Source organism: Pyxidicoccus fallax (assembly GCF_012933655.1).
Classification (GTDB): domain Bacteria; phylum Myxococcota; class Myxococcia; order Myxococcales; family Myxococcaceae; genus Myxococcus; species Myxococcus fallax.
This window is the reverse complement of sequence record NZ_JABBJJ010000310.1, coordinates 1-15,011: the sequence shown is the minus strand read 5'-3', so window position 1 is coordinate 15,011 and position 15,011 is coordinate 1. Positions and strand designations below refer to the sequence as shown.

Annotated in this window: 12 protein-coding genes and 2 pseudogenes; 7 read left to right on the top strand and 7 right to left on the bottom strand. The window is 70.2% G+C overall.

Annotated elements, in window-relative coordinates:
- Window positions 1-385: pseudogene (locus tag HG543_RS41570) on the bottom strand (hypothetical protein); the annotation flags it as partial.
- A 678-nt stretch (window positions 386-1,063) separates the two neighbouring features.
- Between HG543_RS41570 and HG543_RS41565 the strand changes: the two are divergent.
- Together HG543_RS41565 and HG543_RS41560 are read left to right on the top strand one after the other, a co-directional pair.
- Window positions 1,064-2,791, top strand: a complete 1,728-nt coding sequence (locus HG543_RS41565) for a hypothetical protein (RefSeq protein ID WP_169350485.1) — start codon at window positions 1,064-1,066, stop codon at window positions 2,789-2,791.
- 500 nt (window positions 2,792-3,291) lie between these two features.
- Entirely contained in the window at window positions 3,292-3,618 is a 327-nt protein-coding gene (locus HG543_RS41560) for a hypothetical protein (RefSeq protein WP_169350484.1), read from the top strand.
- Window positions 3,619-3,645: 27 nt separating this feature from the next.
- On the opposite strand, the gene HG543_RS41555 is transcribed toward HG543_RS41560, so the two are convergent.
- Both HG543_RS41555 and HG543_RS41550 read right to left on the bottom strand, forming a co-directional pair.
- Entirely contained in the window at window positions 3,646-4,770 is a 1,125-nt protein-coding gene (locus HG543_RS41555; RefSeq protein ID WP_169350483.1) for an alpha/beta hydrolase, read from the bottom strand.
- A gap of 185 nt (window positions 4,771-4,955) precedes the next feature.
- Window positions 4,956-5,963 (bottom strand): 3-oxoacyl-ACP synthase III family protein, encoded by a 1,008-nt coding sequence (locus HG543_RS41550; RefSeq protein ID WP_169350482.1) that lies wholly within the window; start codon window positions 5,961-5,963, stop codon window positions 4,956-4,958.
- Between the two features lie 296 nt (window positions 5,964-6,259).
- Here HG543_RS41550 and HG543_RS41545 point away from each other — a divergent pair, with 296 nt between their 5' ends.
- Complete coding sequence (locus HG543_RS41545; RefSeq protein WP_169350481.1) at window positions 6,260-8,470, top strand: molybdopterin oxidoreductase family protein; 2,211 nt, start codon at window positions 6,260-6,262, stop codon at window positions 8,468-8,470.
- Here the strand turns inward: HG543_RS41545 and HG543_RS41540 are convergent.
- A complete protein-coding gene (locus tag HG543_RS41540; RefSeq protein ID WP_343073572.1) occupies window positions 8,406-9,449 on the bottom strand; it encodes a lysylphosphatidylglycerol synthase domain-containing protein in 1,044 nt (347 codons plus the stop codon). The two genes, HG543_RS41545 and HG543_RS41540, sit on opposite strands and share 65 nt — an antisense overlap.
- A 256-nt stretch (window positions 9,450-9,705) precedes the next feature.
- On the opposite strand from HG543_RS41540, the gene HG543_RS41535 reads away from it, so the two are divergent.
- Both HG543_RS41535 and HG543_RS41530 read left to right on the top strand, forming a co-directional pair.
- The gene (locus tag HG543_RS41535; RefSeq protein WP_169350480.1) at window positions 9,706-10,692 is read left to right on the top strand and encodes a zinc-dependent alcohol dehydrogenase family protein; all 987 of its coding nucleotides are present in this window, start codon (window positions 9,706-9,708) and stop codon (window positions 10,690-10,692) included.
- A 3-nt stretch (window positions 10,693-10,695) separates the two neighbouring features.
- Entirely contained in the window at window positions 10,696-11,469 is a 774-nt protein-coding gene (locus HG543_RS41530; protein WP_169350479.1) for a glucose 1-dehydrogenase, read from the top strand.
- A gap of 45 nt (window positions 11,470-11,514) precedes the next feature.
- Here the strand turns inward: HG543_RS41530 and HG543_RS55870 are convergent, their stop codons facing one another.
- The gene (locus HG543_RS55870; RefSeq protein WP_246357671.1) at window positions 11,515-11,679 is read right to left on the bottom strand and encodes a hypothetical protein; all 165 of its coding nucleotides are present in this window, start codon (window positions 11,677-11,679) and stop codon (window positions 11,515-11,517) included.
- 14 nt (window positions 11,680-11,693) lie between these two features.
- A pseudogene (locus tag HG543_RS57075) lies at window positions 11,694-12,083 on the bottom strand (DUF4328 domain-containing protein); the annotation flags it as partial.
- Window positions 12,084-12,316: 233 nt separating this feature from the next.
- On the opposite strand from HG543_RS57075, the gene HG543_RS41520 reads away from it, so the two are divergent.
- Both HG543_RS41520 and HG543_RS41515 read left to right on the top strand, forming a co-directional pair.
- Window positions 12,317-13,570: a phospholipase D-like domain-containing protein gene (locus tag HG543_RS41520; RefSeq protein ID WP_169350477.1), complete on the top strand. Its 1,254-nt coding sequence runs from the start codon at window positions 12,317-12,319 to the stop codon at window positions 13,568-13,570.
- Window positions 13,571-13,594: 24 nt separating this feature from the next.
- Complete coding sequence (locus tag HG543_RS41515; RefSeq protein ID WP_169350476.1) at window positions 13,595-13,966, top strand: hypothetical protein; 372 nt, start codon at window positions 13,595-13,597, stop codon at window positions 13,964-13,966.
- Between the two features lie 46 nt (window positions 13,967-14,012).
- Here HG543_RS41515 and HG543_RS41510 read toward each other — a convergent pair whose 3' ends face one another.
- A complete protein-coding gene (locus HG543_RS41510) occupies window positions 14,013-14,255 on the bottom strand; it encodes a hypothetical protein (RefSeq protein ID WP_169350475.1) in 243 nt (80 codons plus the stop codon).
- Window positions 14,256-15,011: the final 756 nt, after the last annotated feature.

Genomic DNA, 15,011 nt, shown 5'->3' with positions numbered 1-15,011 from the left:
TGCGCTCGGCTTCTTTCCTCCTCTTTTCGAGGACTTGCACGTAGCGATCGCACAGCGTGAGCCGCACGCTGTCGCCTTCGCGGACGAGGATGCCGGTGCGGATCAGCGTTTCCCAGAACGCCCCGGGAGTGCCTGTCCAGCGGACGGCGCCTTCGACCGCTTCACACCAGATCGCCTCATCCGCGGACGCGTCCCGCGGACGTCCGGCGGACGCGGCGAAGGGTTCGAAGCGTCCGGAGGGCAGGGCCTGCACGGCCCAGATCTGTAGCTCCACGATGGCGCCGAGGAACGCTCGGCGATCCATGCCCAGAAGACGCGCGGCTCCCACCACGGAAAGACTCAGGGGAAAGCCGACGTCGACCTGCACCCAATCCAAGCCGCCCACGGTTACTGCCTCCCAATGATCCGACGCTCGAAGCGTCGAGCTCGTTGCGTGCGTCCGGTGCTCGTCGGTGTCCGTGTCCTTGTGTCTCGGTGCGTGGGACACCCGTTCACGCACCACTCATGCCTGCCGCGCCCTGTTGCACCCTGATCAGAAACATCGGATGCCGGGTTCGTGATCTGATCGCGTGACACCACTACGACAGAGACGTGTCGGTGATCCAGAGCTCTGCGATCTGTGTCGCGATCTGGAAACCGTCTACCCCTCGGGTCCTGCTTCGAGTGTCGATTCTCACGCTCTCGGAGTTGTTCCGGATCAGGCGTCTACAGAGGAGAACATGAGTGTGACTCGTCACTTCAGAGGGGATCAGCGGGCGTGGATCACACGGGGTTGGACAGGCCTGTAGCGAGACGTGGCTGATCCAACGCGGAGGGTCTCCCGAGCACCCCGGCGGAACGCGAAGCGCGGCGCCCTCCCCGCCGGTTGTCTCAATGGCTTGCAGGCGGAGGTCTGCTCAAAACAGACGTGTCATTGCTGTCATTGCGTGCGTCGAAACCTGCTCGGCGCACCTCATGGCTCGTGTGGCAAGGCCGGCCCGGGTTGCTCCGGTTCCGACCTTCTGTTTTGACAGCCGCCTCCATGGCGAATCCCCTGCAAGGCATAGGAGCGCGGCTCAACTTCATGAAGGCGGGCCATGTGTCCTCGTGGCGGCGCATGAACCTTCCGGCGGCCACGGGCGGCAAGCGGACGGTGGCCGCCGCGCTGGAGGCGCTCTCCGCGCGCCCGGGCTTCGAGGTGAGCGGTGCCGCGTATGGCGACCTGGTCGAGGTTCGCGGCACCGCCGATGCGGAGACGCTCGCGGTGGTGACGGCGGAGGTCGAAGCGCTCGTGGTGTCGGCCGGCAACAAGGGCGCCCACGCGGAGCTGGCGGTCTTCCCACTCCAGGGTGATGTCGGCGCCTGCCGCGTCTGGAGCTCGCGAAGGCGGAAGCTCGTCGACTTCCCGCCCGACGCGCGCGAGGTGCAGGCGGACTATCGATTCATCCAGCGCCAGCTGCGTGAGGCCACCGCGCCGCCTCCTCCTGACCCGCGGCAGGAGCGCCGGAAGCGCCTCCTGGAGGAGGCGCGGGGCTGGCCGGAGCGCTATCCCGTCAGCCAGACGCGGGACTTCCGCTCCTGGCAGACGAACATCCTGGAGTTCGCGGACGCGAGCGCGAGGCCGGTGCTGGAGCGGCTCGGGCGCGAGCATGCCGACACGCTGGTGGCGCTGTCCCGCGAGGCGGACGGCTCCGACCTGAAGTGGTCCGCGGCGGCCCGGGCGCTGGGGCTCTCGCCGGGGGACCTGTATCCCTGCACGACCGCCCTGGCGGTGCCGGTCATCCTCACGTCGAAGTCCTGGCGCAAGCAGCTCGGCCTGTCGGCGATGGAGCTGACGCCGGTGATGAAGGCACTCAGCCGGATTGCTCCGGACCGGGTGCCCGAACAACAGCGCCGCCAACTGCTGCGCCAGTCGTTGGAGGATGCGCGGCAGGAGGCCGAGTGCTCGCTGTCAGCCCTCGCGCGGTGGTGTGAGGTCTCGAAGCAGCTCGGGAAACGTCCGCGGGTGGAGTGCCTGGGCGAGGCGCTCCGGCTGGGCACCCGGCCGGACGCGGACACGAAGTACCCGGGCTTCGCGACCTTCGCGCGGCAGCTGATGGACTGGTGTGTCGTGCCCTCCGCGGTTCCCGAGCTGCGCCCCTGGAGCGAGGCGGAGGTCCGCGGGGCGCTCGAGGAGCTGGTGGAGGCGGGCCTGCCCGCCGCGCTTCGCAAGCGCATCCAGGTGGCGCGCGAGGCCGTGCCTCCCTATGGACTGAAGCCCCGGCCCGCCTGGGAGCTGAAGCCGAAGCGCGCGACGAAGCCAACCCTACGCTGCGAGGCGTGCGGCGCGACGCTGCGCCCCAAGGTGGAGCTGCCCATTCCACCGCTCACCGAGGCGCACGGCGCCCGGACGGTGCGCATCTACGAGTGCGATGCGTGCGCGGAGGAGGAACCCACGGAGGAGCACGTCCGGCTCACCGTGGAGCCGCGTGCGCCACGGAACGCGCCCAGACCCGAGGGCTTCACGGACTACCCGGACGTGTACGAGGCGAAGCAACTGAGGCCCGCCGAGTTCGTGTTGCCGCGGTACCGGGAGTTCCTCGAGCAGCAGGGACTCGGGAAGCGGAGACACGTACAGCTCGGAGGCTACACGCATGGCGTCTACGGCGAGGAGGTGCTCATTGGCGTGCGGTGCAGGCACGCCGAGACGTTGCTCGAGTTCTCACCGCTGGCGCTGAAGCTGAAGCTGGGTCAGGTGCGCGCGGCGGTGGGCGTGTGTCTCCAGGCGGGCTGCAAGAAACCCGGCATCTCCGACGAGCTCGCGGTCTACTGACGCACCCCGGTCACGGCTCCACGGCGCCCACGCGCTGGTAGCGCCGCACCTCGTACTCCTCGAGGATGGCCGGGTGCGCGCGCACGGCCCGCCACGCACCTCGCGCGCCAGCCGGCCACTCGGGTGGTAGGTGTAGCGACTCCGGATGTTGCCATCATCGACGAGCTCGACGCGTCCCCGCGCAAGGGCAGGAAGGTCCAATCGGTCTCGGTCCACCAGTCGCTGGAGTGCTCCTCGCGGACGAAGCGCTCACCTGGTGCGGCCGGAATCTGGGGCTGGCGTTCGCACCGGCAATCTGGCCGCTGTCGTGGATTCCCAGGCGCAACTGTCAATGCGCCGGGTGGCAGGTGTTTTCAGAATGCATCTGCAATCCCTATCCAAGAAGCCAGCGGGCGACATCCCGACCTCGCGGGTCTCTTCCGGCTCCCGGGGGGCCCCCTCCTGCGCGTCATCCGTCTTGTGCTATGACTGAGAAGGTATTTTACCGCAGGGGTGAACGCATGACGCCGTACGAACGGGCTCAGATGCAGTTGCGGCAGTGCCTCGTGGCCGCGAAGAACCGGATGGACATGGGCTTCAGCGATCCGAATTTCCCCGACACGGATCGGCTCACGCTCAGCCGGTCGGACTTCGACAGGCTCGCCACCTACTTCAGGGGCCTCCAGTCGGACTACGAGTTCAGCACCCTGTACCCGGACGGAAGCTACCGGTTCGAGGTTGCGTCCTCGGGCAGCACCGGCGGCGTGTGGGACCTCAAGATTTCCCCCATCGTGTTCGGGGCGTCCGGGCCCACGATCTTCAACTACCACATCGGGGTTCAAGGCTGAGGTCCAGGCGCGCCGCCTGCGCACGCCTCACACGCCGGGGGTCCAGCGCATCGCCAGGTGCCGCAACATGCGCAGGTGCCGCTCCTGGAAGTCGTCCGCGTGCCCGCCCTCGAACACGTCCCGCCGGAAGGGGATGCCGTAGGTGTCGAGCGCGCGTTCGAACGCCTCCGCGCCGAGGATGGTCTCCTGGCTGCCCCGGTCCATGTACAGCGTGTCCAGCGTGCGCAGCGCGGTGTGGTGCCGGGAGAGCAGCGTGAGCGGCTCCTCCTCCAGCCAGCGCCGCCACACGGGGTCGTCGTCGCGTCCACTCTGGAACGGCAGCTCGAGGAAGAGCGGAGGCCGCCCTCGGTCCGGAGAGAACGCGGCGGCCTTGGCGTAGATGGACGCCGTCGTCCAGGCTTCCTCGAACGGGTACAGCGCCTTGAGCTCCTCGACGTCCCGCGCCACCGGCTTGCCCGCCAGCGCGTTCTGGTAAAGCGTCCGGCGAGGCTCCAGCGCCAGCGGGCTCGGGCTCATGAGGCCGACGCTCGCGAACACGCCCGGATACTTCATGGCCAGCTTGATGGCGCCGTGTCCGCCCATCGAGAAGCCGGCGATGGCACGCCACTTCGTCTCGGCCCGCGTCCGGTACCGTGCGTCCACGGCATCCACGATTTCACGCACCACGTACGTCTCGAAGTCACCAATGGTGGGAGAGCGCGTGTAGTAGCTGCCCCCCAGCGATGTCGTCCCATCCACCGCGACGAGAATCAGCTCGGGCAGCTCGCCCGACGCCATCCGGTGGAACGCGGCACGCTGCACGGCCACTCCCCCCAGGTGCCCGTGCTCCCGCGGCCCCAGGCCGTGGAGCAGGTACACGACGGGATACCTGCGCTCCGGAGCGCTGAAGTACGACGGCGGAAGCAGCACGCACAGCTCCCGCGTCGGCGAGTCGCCCAACAGATTTCCGTCGAGGGCGCGGCTGTCGAGCCGCACATATTCGAGGTTCCGCGGCAGCTCGGCATCCCCGCGCACCAGGGTCAACGGCAGGACCTCCCCCGTCGAGGCCCCTGCTCGACGCCCCAGGACATCCGCATGGCGGACCAGGGCGAAGGGCACCCCGACGAGCATCAACCCGGTGGCAATGATTGCAAGCGAGACACGGAACCGCATGTGCGCCCCCTCTGCTGAAGGGACGTCCCCTGCAAGTCTCGTGCTGCTGTCCTTTTCCAACGGAGGGACCGTCCCGGGAGGGAGTGGCCGTGGCGGATTGCCATGGCCGGCCTCGCACTCCGCGATGGTCGCACACCCGCGCCCCTGCCCCGCCAGGCGGGAACCGCACTGCAAAAAGGAAAGCCCTACAGCCTGGGCAGCGTGCGCTCGAGCAGCGCTCCGGCCCACGTGAGGCCGCTGCCGACGACGCTCAGGACGACCGCGTCACCCACCGACGGGTCATCCCAGTGCTCGCTCAGCACGCCCGGCGCTCCGGCCGCGCCCGTGTTGCCGCGGACGTGCACGTTGTACCGGTGCCGCGCGTCGGGCACCTCGCAGCGCCGCTGCACGGACTCCAGCATCCGGAGGTTCGCCTGGTGCCCGATGAAGGTGACGTCCGCCTGTCCCTTCCCCGGGTGGCTCGCCAGGTAGCGCGAGCGCAGCTCCTGGAACGTCTCGCCCGCGCGGCGGATGGCGAACTTCTGCACCTCGCCGCCCTGCTGGGTGAAGTGCCCCACCCGGGGCACGCGCACCTTGTCCGCTCCCGCCGGGTCTCCGGCGAGCAGCGTCTCGGTGATGCGCCAGCGCCCCGGCACGCGCGGGGACAGGATGGCCGCCGACGCGCCGTCACCCCACAGCACCGCGCTGGAGCGGTCCGTGTAGTCCACCACGCGCGTGGAGTTCTCCATGTTCACCACCAGCACGAACTCCGGCAGCCGCTCCGGGCGCATGCCCGTGAGGAAGTGCAGCTGCATGCAGAACGAGGAGCAGGCGCTCTGCAGGTCCACCGCCGGCGCGTCGATGCCCAAGAGCGCCGCCACCCGGTTGGACTCGGCCGGAATGCACTCGTCCGGGCTGCACCCGCCCGCCACCACCATTCCAATGTCCGACGGCTTCAGCCCCGCGCGCTCCAGCGCCATCAGCGCCGCCCGCCGCCCCGTCTCCGCGTTGCTGAACTGCGCCGCCTCCTGCGCCGCGCGCACGTCGCGGTTGCGCGTCTCGCGCAGGTAGTCCAGCGGCAGCACCGTGTGTCGCGTGCGGATGCCCACGCGCTCCATGATCCAGGCGTCATTCGTCTCGAGGCCCAGCTCCTCGAAGAATGCATTCGTCAGGACGGTGGGCGGATGGAAGTGACCGAGCGCGTGCAGGAACATGTAGAACCCTCTAACCGCGGAGCCTGCCCATTCTCTGTCAGGCGTCTGTCACGCCCCTGCCCCGGAGGAGGGCAACCAGCCACCCATCCGTTGCGCAGCCAACTTCAGACATCGCCAACGCGACGCGCCAATGGCAACGCAACGCATCACCGACGGCCGTCACAAGGCCATCCAACGCCGCCTGGATGCTCCCAAGCGCGCCTGCCAGCGCAGCGGGGCTGGAATCGCGCAGTGATTCAGGAATGCCTGAGACTCCGGGTGCGTGGCGTCGACGGAGAGCGTTATAGAGTCCGCGCATGAGCGCCTCCGCCGCGTCCCGGGTCCACTTCCGTACCTGCAATCTCTGCGAGGCCATGTGCGGCCTGCGCATCGAGCTGGAGGGAGACCGCATCACCTCCATCCGCGGCGACGAGGAGGACCCGTTCAGCCGCGGCCACATCTGTCCCAAGGCGCTGGCGCTGGAGGACCTGCACAAGGACCCGGACCGGCTGCGCCATCCGATGCGGCGCACGGCGACGGGCTGGGAGCAGGTCTCCTGGGACGAGGCGCTGGACGACGTCGCCCGCCGCCTGCACGCCATCCAGAAGCAGCACGGGAAGGACGCGGTGGGCGCGTACCTGGGCAACCCCAACGTGCACAACCTGGGCGCCCTGATGTTCGGGCCCGGGCTGGTGCGGGCGCTGCGCTCGCGCAACCGCTTCTCCGCCACCTCGGTGGACCAGCTCCCGCACCAGTTCGCCGCGCACTTCATGTTCGGCCACCAGTTGCTGGTGCCCATCCCCGACATCGACCGCACCCGGTACATGCTGGTGATGGGCGCCAACCCCGTGGCCTCCAATGGCAGCCTGATGACGGCTCCGGACGTGCGCGCCCGCCTGCGCGCCATCCAGCAGCGCGGCGGCCGCGTCGTCGTCGTCGACCCGCGCCGCACCGAGACGGCCCGCATCGCCGACACGCACGTCTTCATCCGCCCCGGCACGGACGCGCTCGCGCTGCTCGCCCTCTTGCACGTGGCCGTGGTGGAGAACACGCCCCGCGCGAGCCATCTCTCCGCGCACCTGCACGGCCTGGACACGGTGCGCGAGCTGGCCCGCGACTTCACGCCCGAGCGCGTGGCCCCGCACACCGGCGTGCCCGCGGACGTGCTGCGCGGCCTCGCCCGGGACTTCCTCGCCGCCGAGGCGGCCGTCTGCTACGGCCGCATGGGCCTGTCCACGCAGCCCTTCGGCTCGCTCTGCCAGTGGCTCATCAACGTCCTCAACGCGGTGACGGGCAACCTGGACCGCGAGGGCGGCGCCATGTTCACCCAGCCCGCCTTCGACATCATCGGTGGCCCCCGGGCCATGGGCGTGGGCCCCGGCAGCTTCGGCCGCTGGAAGAGCCGCGTGCGCGGGCTGCCCGAGTTCGGCGGTGAGCTGCCCTCCGCCGTGCTCGCCGAGGAAATCCTCACCCCGGGCGAGGGCCGCATCCGCGCCCTCCTCACCGTGGCCGGCAATCCCGTGCTGTCCACGCCCAACGGCTCGCAGCTGGAGCGGGCGCTGGGCGAGCTGGACTTCATGGTGAGCATCGACCCGTACCTCAACGAGACGACGCGCCACGCCCACTACATCCTCCCGCCCGTCTCGCCGCTGGAGCGCAGCCACTACGACCTCGTCTTCCACGCGCTGGCCGTGCGCAACACGGCGAAGTACTCGCCTCCCCTCTTCGAGCCCGGGCCGGACGCGCGCCACGACTGGCAGATTGCCCTGGCGCTCCAGCACCGGCTGGAGGCGCTGCGCCGGGGCCGCCCGTCCGTGCGCGCCACGCTGAAGTACCAGGCGCTGTCGCGGCTGGGCCCCGAGCGGCTGCTCGACGTGGGCCTGCGGCTGGGGCCCCATGGCACCCGCTTCCACCCGCTGAAGCAGGGCCTGTCCCTGAAGAAGCTGCGCGAGTCCCCCCACGGCGTGGACCTGGGCGCGCTGAAGCCCTGCCTCCTGAAGCGCTTCCAGACGAAGGACCGGCGCATCCACCTCGCCCCGGAGCCGCTGGTGGCGGACATGAAGCGGCTGCGCGAGCGCTTCCCCGAGGGTGCCCCCGAGGTGCGCGACGGCGAGCTGCTGCTCATCGGCCGGCGCCACCTGCGCGACAACAACTCCTGGATGCACAACGTGCCCTCGCTGCTGAAGGGCAAGCCGCGCTGCACGCTGATGGTGCACCCGGAGGACGCGGCGCGGCTGGGGCTCGCCGAGGGCGTGGACGCCACCGTCACCTCGCGCGTGGGCGAAGTCACCGTGCCCGTCACCGTGACGGATGACGTGATGCCCGGCGTGGTGAGCCTGCCGCACGGCTACGGGCACGGGCGCAAGGGCATCCGGATGAAGGTGGCCACCGAGCACGCGGGCACCAGCATCAACGACCTCACGGACGACCGGGCCCTGGACGCGCTCAGCGGCAATGCCGCCTTCAGCGGCACCCCGGTGCGGGTGCGGCGGGCCGAGCCGCGGGCAGCCGCCACACCAGCGGCGTGAGCGCGCCCGCCACGACGAAGAGCAGCTGCACCACGTGCCCCAGCAGCGCCACCGACATGGCGCGCGCGGCCGTGGTGTCCAGCACCCCCGCGGCCAGCGCGAAGGCGCCGTCGCTCACCCCCACCTGCCCCGGCACCAGCGAGCCCACCGCCAGCGCGCACAGGTAGAGGCCCTGCGAGAAGAGGGCCTGCACCACCGACGTGTCGATGCCCACCGCGTGCGTCAGCACGGCGTACTGCCCCACCTGCAGCACCCGGCTGCCCAGGAAGGCCAGCGTGGGGCGTCCCGGCACCAGCGAGCCACACCGCGCGGTGGCCTGGAACTGCTCCGCGTGCGAGGACCAGCGGCGGCAGCGGCGCGCGAGCCACGCTCCCGGCCCCCTCGCGCGCATGCACGCGCGCACCCCCGCCGACAGCGCCACCAGCACCACTCCATGCGCCAGCATGGCCACCGTGAAGAGGGACATGCCCGTCAGGAGGTACGACGCCAGCGCGCACGGAAACGAGATGAAGCCTCCCGCCGCCAGCGAGGCCGACTGAGAGGTGGCCGCCGCCGCCGTGGCCGTGCCGCCGCCCATGTACGGCATGAGGAAGGCCGCCTTGGTGGCCTCCGCCGCCGCGCGGCCCGCGGGGGCCATGCTGGACACGGCGGTGCCGATGAGCTGCGCGCGCGCCAGCACCCGCAGTGGCACCTGCTCGGCGGCGGCGCCGTAGGAGAAGCGCGTGGCCAGCGCGTCCATGCACTGGCGGCCCAGCTCCAGCAGCACCACCCACGGCAGCCACGCCGCGGCCTCGGCCAGCACCGCGCCCAGCTCGCGCGCGCCCGCCTTGCGCACCAGCAGCGCCAGCATGCCCAGCCCCGCCAGCGCGAAGACGGGACGCAAGAGTCCCGCCATCCGCCGTCGCAACGCCCCGGGCAGCGGGGGCACCACGGCCCCAACCGGCTGGCCCAGGGTCACCTCCCCGTGCGCGTTGCTCACCGTCGCCTCCTCGCCGTCCCCGCCCGCCCGTTGGACCTGAAATCAAGGTGGGCAGTCAGATCGGCGCTGGCGAGGGCGGACTGTCCGGGAGCGTCACCTGCCTGCCCTCCCCGTCCTCGGGTGGACATCCCGCGCTGTCCCACACCGCCCCAGGAGGTGGGGTGCGGCGCGCGAAACGGCCTGCCTGCACGCTCGGCACGCGGGCATCAGGCCGCTAGGGTGCGACCCGTACTTTCGCACCGACGTGGAGCGACCCATGAAAGCAGTGCGGTTCTCGTCCTTCGGACAGCCGTTGAAGGTGGTGGAGGTGGTGGAGGAGCCCGACGCGCCGCTGAAGCCGGGTGAGGCGCGCATCGAAGTGCTGGCCAGCCCCATCAACCCCTCCGACGTGCTCACCCTCTCCGGCCAGTACGGTCAGCTCCCGAAGCTGCCCGCCATTCCCGGCAACGAGGGCGTGGGCCGGGTGGTGGAGGTGAAGGACTCCAGCGCCGTGCGCGAGGGAGACCTGGTGTTCCTGCCCCTGGGCTCGGGCACGTGGCGCACGCACCTCAACACCCCCGCCGAGGGGCTGGTGCCGCTGCCGCCGGGCACCGATGTGCAGCAGGCGTCGATGATGTTCATCAACCCGCCCACCGCGGACATCATGCTGCGGCAGTACGTCACCCTGCAGCCGGGCGATTGGGTGCTGCAGAACGCGGCCAACTCGGCGGTGGGGCGCTACGTCATCTCGCTGGCGAAGCTGGCCGGGTACAAGACGGTCAACGTGGTGCGCCGCGAGGAGCTGGCGGCGGAGCTGACGGCGCTGGGCGCGGACGCGGTGGTGGTGGACTCGGACACGCTGCCCGAGCGCGTGCGCGAGGTGACGGGCGGCGCGAAGGTGCGGCTGGCCCTGGACGCCGTGGCCGGAGACGCCACGATGCGCCTGGGAGACTCGCTCGCCACGGGCGGCGTGGTGGTGAACTACGGCGGCATGAGCGGCAAGGCGCCCAAGCTGTCCACGGCGGCCACCATCTTCAAGGACATCACCCTGCGCGGCTTCTGGCTGGTGCTGTGGATGAAGCGCACGCCGCGCGAGGAGCAGCGCGCGCTCTTCGCCCGGCTCGCGGGGCTGATTGCCGATGGCACCCTGAAGGCGCCGGTGGAGGCCACCTTCCCGCTGGAGAACATCCAGGACGCGCTGGCTCGCGCCATGGAAGGCGGCCGCGGTGGCAAGGTGCTCCTCACCCCCAACGGAAAGGTCTGAGCGATGAAGCGCGTGGAAGGCAAGGTGGCGCTGGTGACGGGCGCCGCGGGCGGACTGGGCAGCGCGGCGGCGCGGATGCTGGCGCGCGAGGGCGCGAAGGTGGTGGTGACGGACCGCAAGGGTCGCGAGAAGGAGGGCCAGGAGCTGGCCGCGTCCCTGGGCGAGGGCGCGGGCCTGTTCGTTCCGCTCGACGTGACGAAGGAGGCCGACTGGGCCCACGCCATGGAGCGCACGCTGGCGCACTTCGGCCGGCTGGACGTGCTGGTCAACAACGCCGGCATGGGCATCCCCAAGGACATCGAGTCGCTCTCGCTGGAGGAGTGGCGCCTCGTGCACGCCGTCAACCTGGACGGCGTGTTCCTGGGCTGTCAGCACGGCATCCGCGCCATGCGCCAGTGTGGAGCGAAGGGCTCCATCATCAACGTGTCCTCGGTGGCGGGGCTGATGGGCGTGCCCACCATCGTCGCGTACGGCTCCGCCAAGGGCGCGGTGCGGATGCTCACCAAGTCCGTGGCGCTGCACTGCGCGTCCAAGGGCTACGGCATCCGCTGCAACTCCATCCACCCCACCTTCATCGAGACGGACATGGTGACCGCGCTGGCCAACGCCAGCAGCGACCCCGCCCGGGCCCGTGCGGCGATGACGCGCTCCATTCCCCTGGGCCGCCTCGGTGAGCCGGACGACATCGCGTACGCCGTCGTCTACCTCGCCTCGGACGAGTCGAAGCTGATGACGGGCGCGGAGTTCGTCATCGACGGGGGCGCCACGGCGCAGTGACGTCCTCGTCGAACGCGCGGGGCCGTGGGCCGGAGCCGTCGAGGCTCAGGTGGCGTGGGTGGCCCCGGCCCTGCGCGAGTCGAGCTGGCGCTGGACCTCGCGGATGATGCGGATGCCCAGCACCGCGGCCGCCACGGAGAGCAGCTCGGCGACGATGGTGGTGAGCACCCCCAGGGGGAAGAGGACGGGGTCCTCGTCCCCACCAGCCACAGCAGCTCCGCGGCGCGGTTGAGGACGAACTGGAGGAGCACGCCCGTCCCCCACGCCACGAGCAGCCGGCGACCCTGGAGCGCCTCCTTCACGTCCGCTACGACGTCCCGCACCGCGTGGTAGGGCTTGATGAGGTTGAACAGCGGGAAGAACCAGCGCCGGGGCTCCTCCTGGCCTGGCCCCAGGACGTTCGCGTTCCTCTCGACCTGGTACAGCCAGCCGATGAAGGCGATGGCTCCACCGACCACGCCCAGCAATGCCGGAAGCGCCAGCATGAGGGCGAGCGACTCATAGCGCTCGGAGTCCGCGTGCGGCGGCAGCCCGCCCCCGGCCCGCGTGAGCAACCAGTCGTTCGCGCCCACTCGAGCCAGGGACTCGCACGCGAGCAGCCCCAGAAATCCCATGGCCAGCCACGCGCGAAGCCGCCCCGAGGGCAGCTCGGACCGCGTGGGAGGCCTCGCGTCAACGGCGGTGAATGAAAGCGTCTGGGTACCCATGACACCCCGAAGCGTACGGAGCCGCGGGCCCGGTGCACACCCGGTGCGTGTCGTGCCGGTTCATCACATGCTTTAACGGGCTTTCCACGATTCCGCGCTTCATCCCGTAGCACGGCGGTGATGAGCCAGGGGAGAGCACCATGCGTTCGACGCGACGACTCACCGTGGCCCTCTGCACTGGGGCCCTCATCAGCTGCGGCGAGCCGCCGCCCTCCGAGCCCTCCGACGCCGACACGGAGGTGGGCACCACGCAGTCCGCCATCCGCTCCGCGTCCGCGACGCTCGGCGGGAAGCTCGTCTGGGCGCACTTCAACAACCCGCCCGCGTTCGCCGGACGGGACTACACCATCACCGACGAATTGAAGCGCCTCATCAACGACACGCCCGCCGGCGGCACCATCCGTGGCGCCATCCACTCGCTCAGCATCGACGGCGTCGCGGACGCGCTGCTCGCGGCGCAGAACACGCGCGGCGTCACGGTGTACCTCGTCCTGGACGGAAAGAACGCGCCCTCCACGGACCCGGCGGTGAACACCATCCGGCAGATTGCCAACCACCGCTTCTGCACCAACTCCAACGGCGGTGATGGCTGCATCAGCACCAGCGCCGACGGGAACATGCACACCAAGCTGTTCACGTTCAGCCAGACGAAGGACCCGAGCGGCGTGCTGCGCCCGTACGTGTCCTGGTTCGGCTCGGCGAACCTCACCTACGCGAGCGGCACCGACGCGTTCAACAACACGATGACCGTGTACGACGCCGCCACGCTGTACGACGGCCTGAACGCCAACTTCTCGGACATGTACAACCGGCGTCACTACGCCAACAACGACTACTACGACTCGGCCAGCGGCCGCGGCTACTACCAGGCCAACCCCGCGGACGCGTACGCCTCGCCCGAGGGTCCCGGCCAGACGGACACCATCGTCACCCGCCTCAACGACGTCACGCCGGATGCCAACTGCCGCGTCCGCATCGGCATGTCCTTCGTCACCACCGGGCGCCCCGAGCTGCTCGCCCAGGTGAAGCGCATGAAGGCCGGCGGCTGCGCGGTGTGGATGGTGGTGAGCGGCAACGCCACCGACGGCATCGACATGGCCCAGTCCGTCTACAACGAGCTGCTCGACGCGGGCGTCGCCATCCGCCGCCGCGACAAGGTCCACGACAAGTTCTTCCTCGTCTACGGCAAGTACGGCACCAGCTACGCGTACCGCGTGTACACCGGCTCGCAGAACTGGTCCCAGGACGCGCTCGGCGAGAACGAGGAAATCTTCGTCAAGATGGCGCCCGAGTCCGGCTCGGTGCATCCGATGTATGACGCGTTCTACACGCACTTCAACGACGCCTATAACGGTGGCGTGACGTGCACCCGGAGCAACTACCCCTGCCGCTAAGGCAGACAGGAGCGCCTCATGGCCATGCCCTCCTCCCTCCGTTGCCTCGGTGCCGTCGCGCTGCTGCTGCTGTCGGGCGCCTGTGCCCGCGCGAAGCGGTCGCCGGAGGAGGGCTGGCCCGCGAAGCTCGACTTCTCCCGCCTGCCGCGTCGCGCGCTCGACCAGGAGGGCTCTTCCGCCAACGTGTTGGAGATGCAGCAGCGGGGCGAGGCGTACGCGCGCGGCTACAGGCAGCGGGGGCCGTTCCACGGGACCTCGCACGAGGTCACTGTCTTCTACGTACTCGCGAGCAATGAGTTCTACCTCCAGGAGAACTGCATGATGGGGCACTGGGACCCGCCAATCGGGCCCTTCGCCGGTGACCCGCGCGAGGTGCTCGCGCCCGCCTCGCCCTGAAGGCCGCGGGGCCCACTTCCACACTGGGAAGTGGGCCCGCTCCAGCTCAGTGCGCCATCATGGGACGCCCCTGCTGGCGCGCGGTGACGCAGGTGGCGCACACGCGCAGCTCACGGACAATCTGCGGGCCCGTACCGCCCGGGTCGTCCTTCCACTTCGTCCGCCCGTCATGGCCGTAGCGCTGGGTGCTGGGGCGGAAGGGGAACTCGGTGATGCGCGTGGCCACGGTGACGCGGTGACAGGAAACACGCGGGCCGACGGACTTCTGACACGACTGACATCGATACATCGGAACAGCCAGGGCACGACGAGCCCGCGGGGTGGCTGATGCCCCGCGGGACGGGTGAAGCCTCGCACGCCGTCCCTCGACGGAAGGACGCACGAAGCCGAGCGAGACCCTCATGGCCTCGCGAGCGCGGAAGAGATGAAGGGACGCGAGCCGCTCACGACGAGCTGCCATGCGAGGGCGGCGCCGGGAGGTTCAGCTCAACCTGAAGAGGAGGTCACGCGAGAGGCGCTGCGGCGCCACGTCGAGAGAATGCAGACAAGGTAGCGATGCCTTGCGTTCGGGTCAAGCCGCCGCGAGCACGTCGCGTTCGGGGAAGCTCCGTCCACGTCCGAGAGGACGCGCACTCATTCAGGGCACGAATCGCTCTTGCCTCGGAGGTTTCCTCCCTCGTCGTGAGCGTGGAGCGAGCTGCCCCTGCGCAGCACCCGTTGCTGTCAGGGCTGCGTCCCAGAGCACCGCGTGACATCCGAACCCGCGCGCTCCTGTCAGGCCCTTTCCTCGGCCCCGATGGCTGGAACGAAGTGCACGCGGATGGATGACCTGCCCTCTGCTCCGATGGCTGGAACGAAGGGGGTTCAGCCGGACGACCTGCCCTCGGTCCTCGGTGGCGGGGAACGAAGTGCATGAAGCCGGAGGACCTGCCAGGTCCTCACCGGGCGTGGGCCCCATCCTCCCTGGCATGTCAGCCCCCTCCGGTAGAAGGGTCGCCGTGGAGGAATGATTCCTCCAGCGAGGGTGGCGGCCCGGGGGTGGGAG

Excerpts from the sequence above, each read along its gene's own strand:
- HG543_RS41520 (WP_169350477.1), top strand. The coding sequence starts at position 12,317 with ATGCGTTCGACGCGACGACTCACCGTGGCCCTCTGCACTGGGGCCCTC.
- HG543_RS41535 (WP_169350480.1), top strand. The coding sequence starts at position 9,706 with ATGAAAGCAGTGCGGTTCTCGTCCTTCGGACAGCCGTTGAAGGTGGTG.
- HG543_RS41560 (WP_169350484.1), top strand. The coding sequence starts at position 3,292 with ATGACGCCGTACGAACGGGCTCAGATGCAGTTGCGGCAGTGCCTCGTG.
- HG543_RS41510 (WP_169350475.1), bottom strand. The coding sequence starts at position 14,255 with ATGTATCGATGTCAGTCGTGTCAGAAGTCCGTCGGCCCGCGTGTTTCC.
- HG543_RS41555 (WP_169350483.1), bottom strand. The coding sequence starts at position 4,770 with ATGCGGTTCCGTGTCTCGCTTGCAATCATTGCCACCGGGTTGATGCTC.
- HG543_RS41515 (WP_169350476.1), top strand. The coding sequence starts at position 13,595 with ATGCCCTCCTCCCTCCGTTGCCTCGGTGCCGTCGCGCTGCTGCTGCTG.
- HG543_RS41545 (WP_169350481.1), top strand. The coding sequence starts at position 6,260 with ATGAGCGCCTCCGCCGCGTCCCGGGTCCACTTCCGTACCTGCAATCTC.
- HG543_RS41565 (WP_169350485.1), top strand. The coding sequence starts at position 1,064 with ATGAAGGCGGGCCATGTGTCCTCGTGGCGGCGCATGAACCTTCCGGCG.
- HG543_RS41530 (WP_169350479.1), top strand. The coding sequence starts at position 10,696 with ATGAAGCGCGTGGAAGGCAAGGTGGCGCTGGTGACGGGCGCCGCGGGC.
- HG543_RS41550 (WP_169350482.1), bottom strand. The coding sequence starts at position 5,963 with ATGTTCCTGCACGCGCTCGGTCACTTCCATCCGCCCACCGTCCTGACG.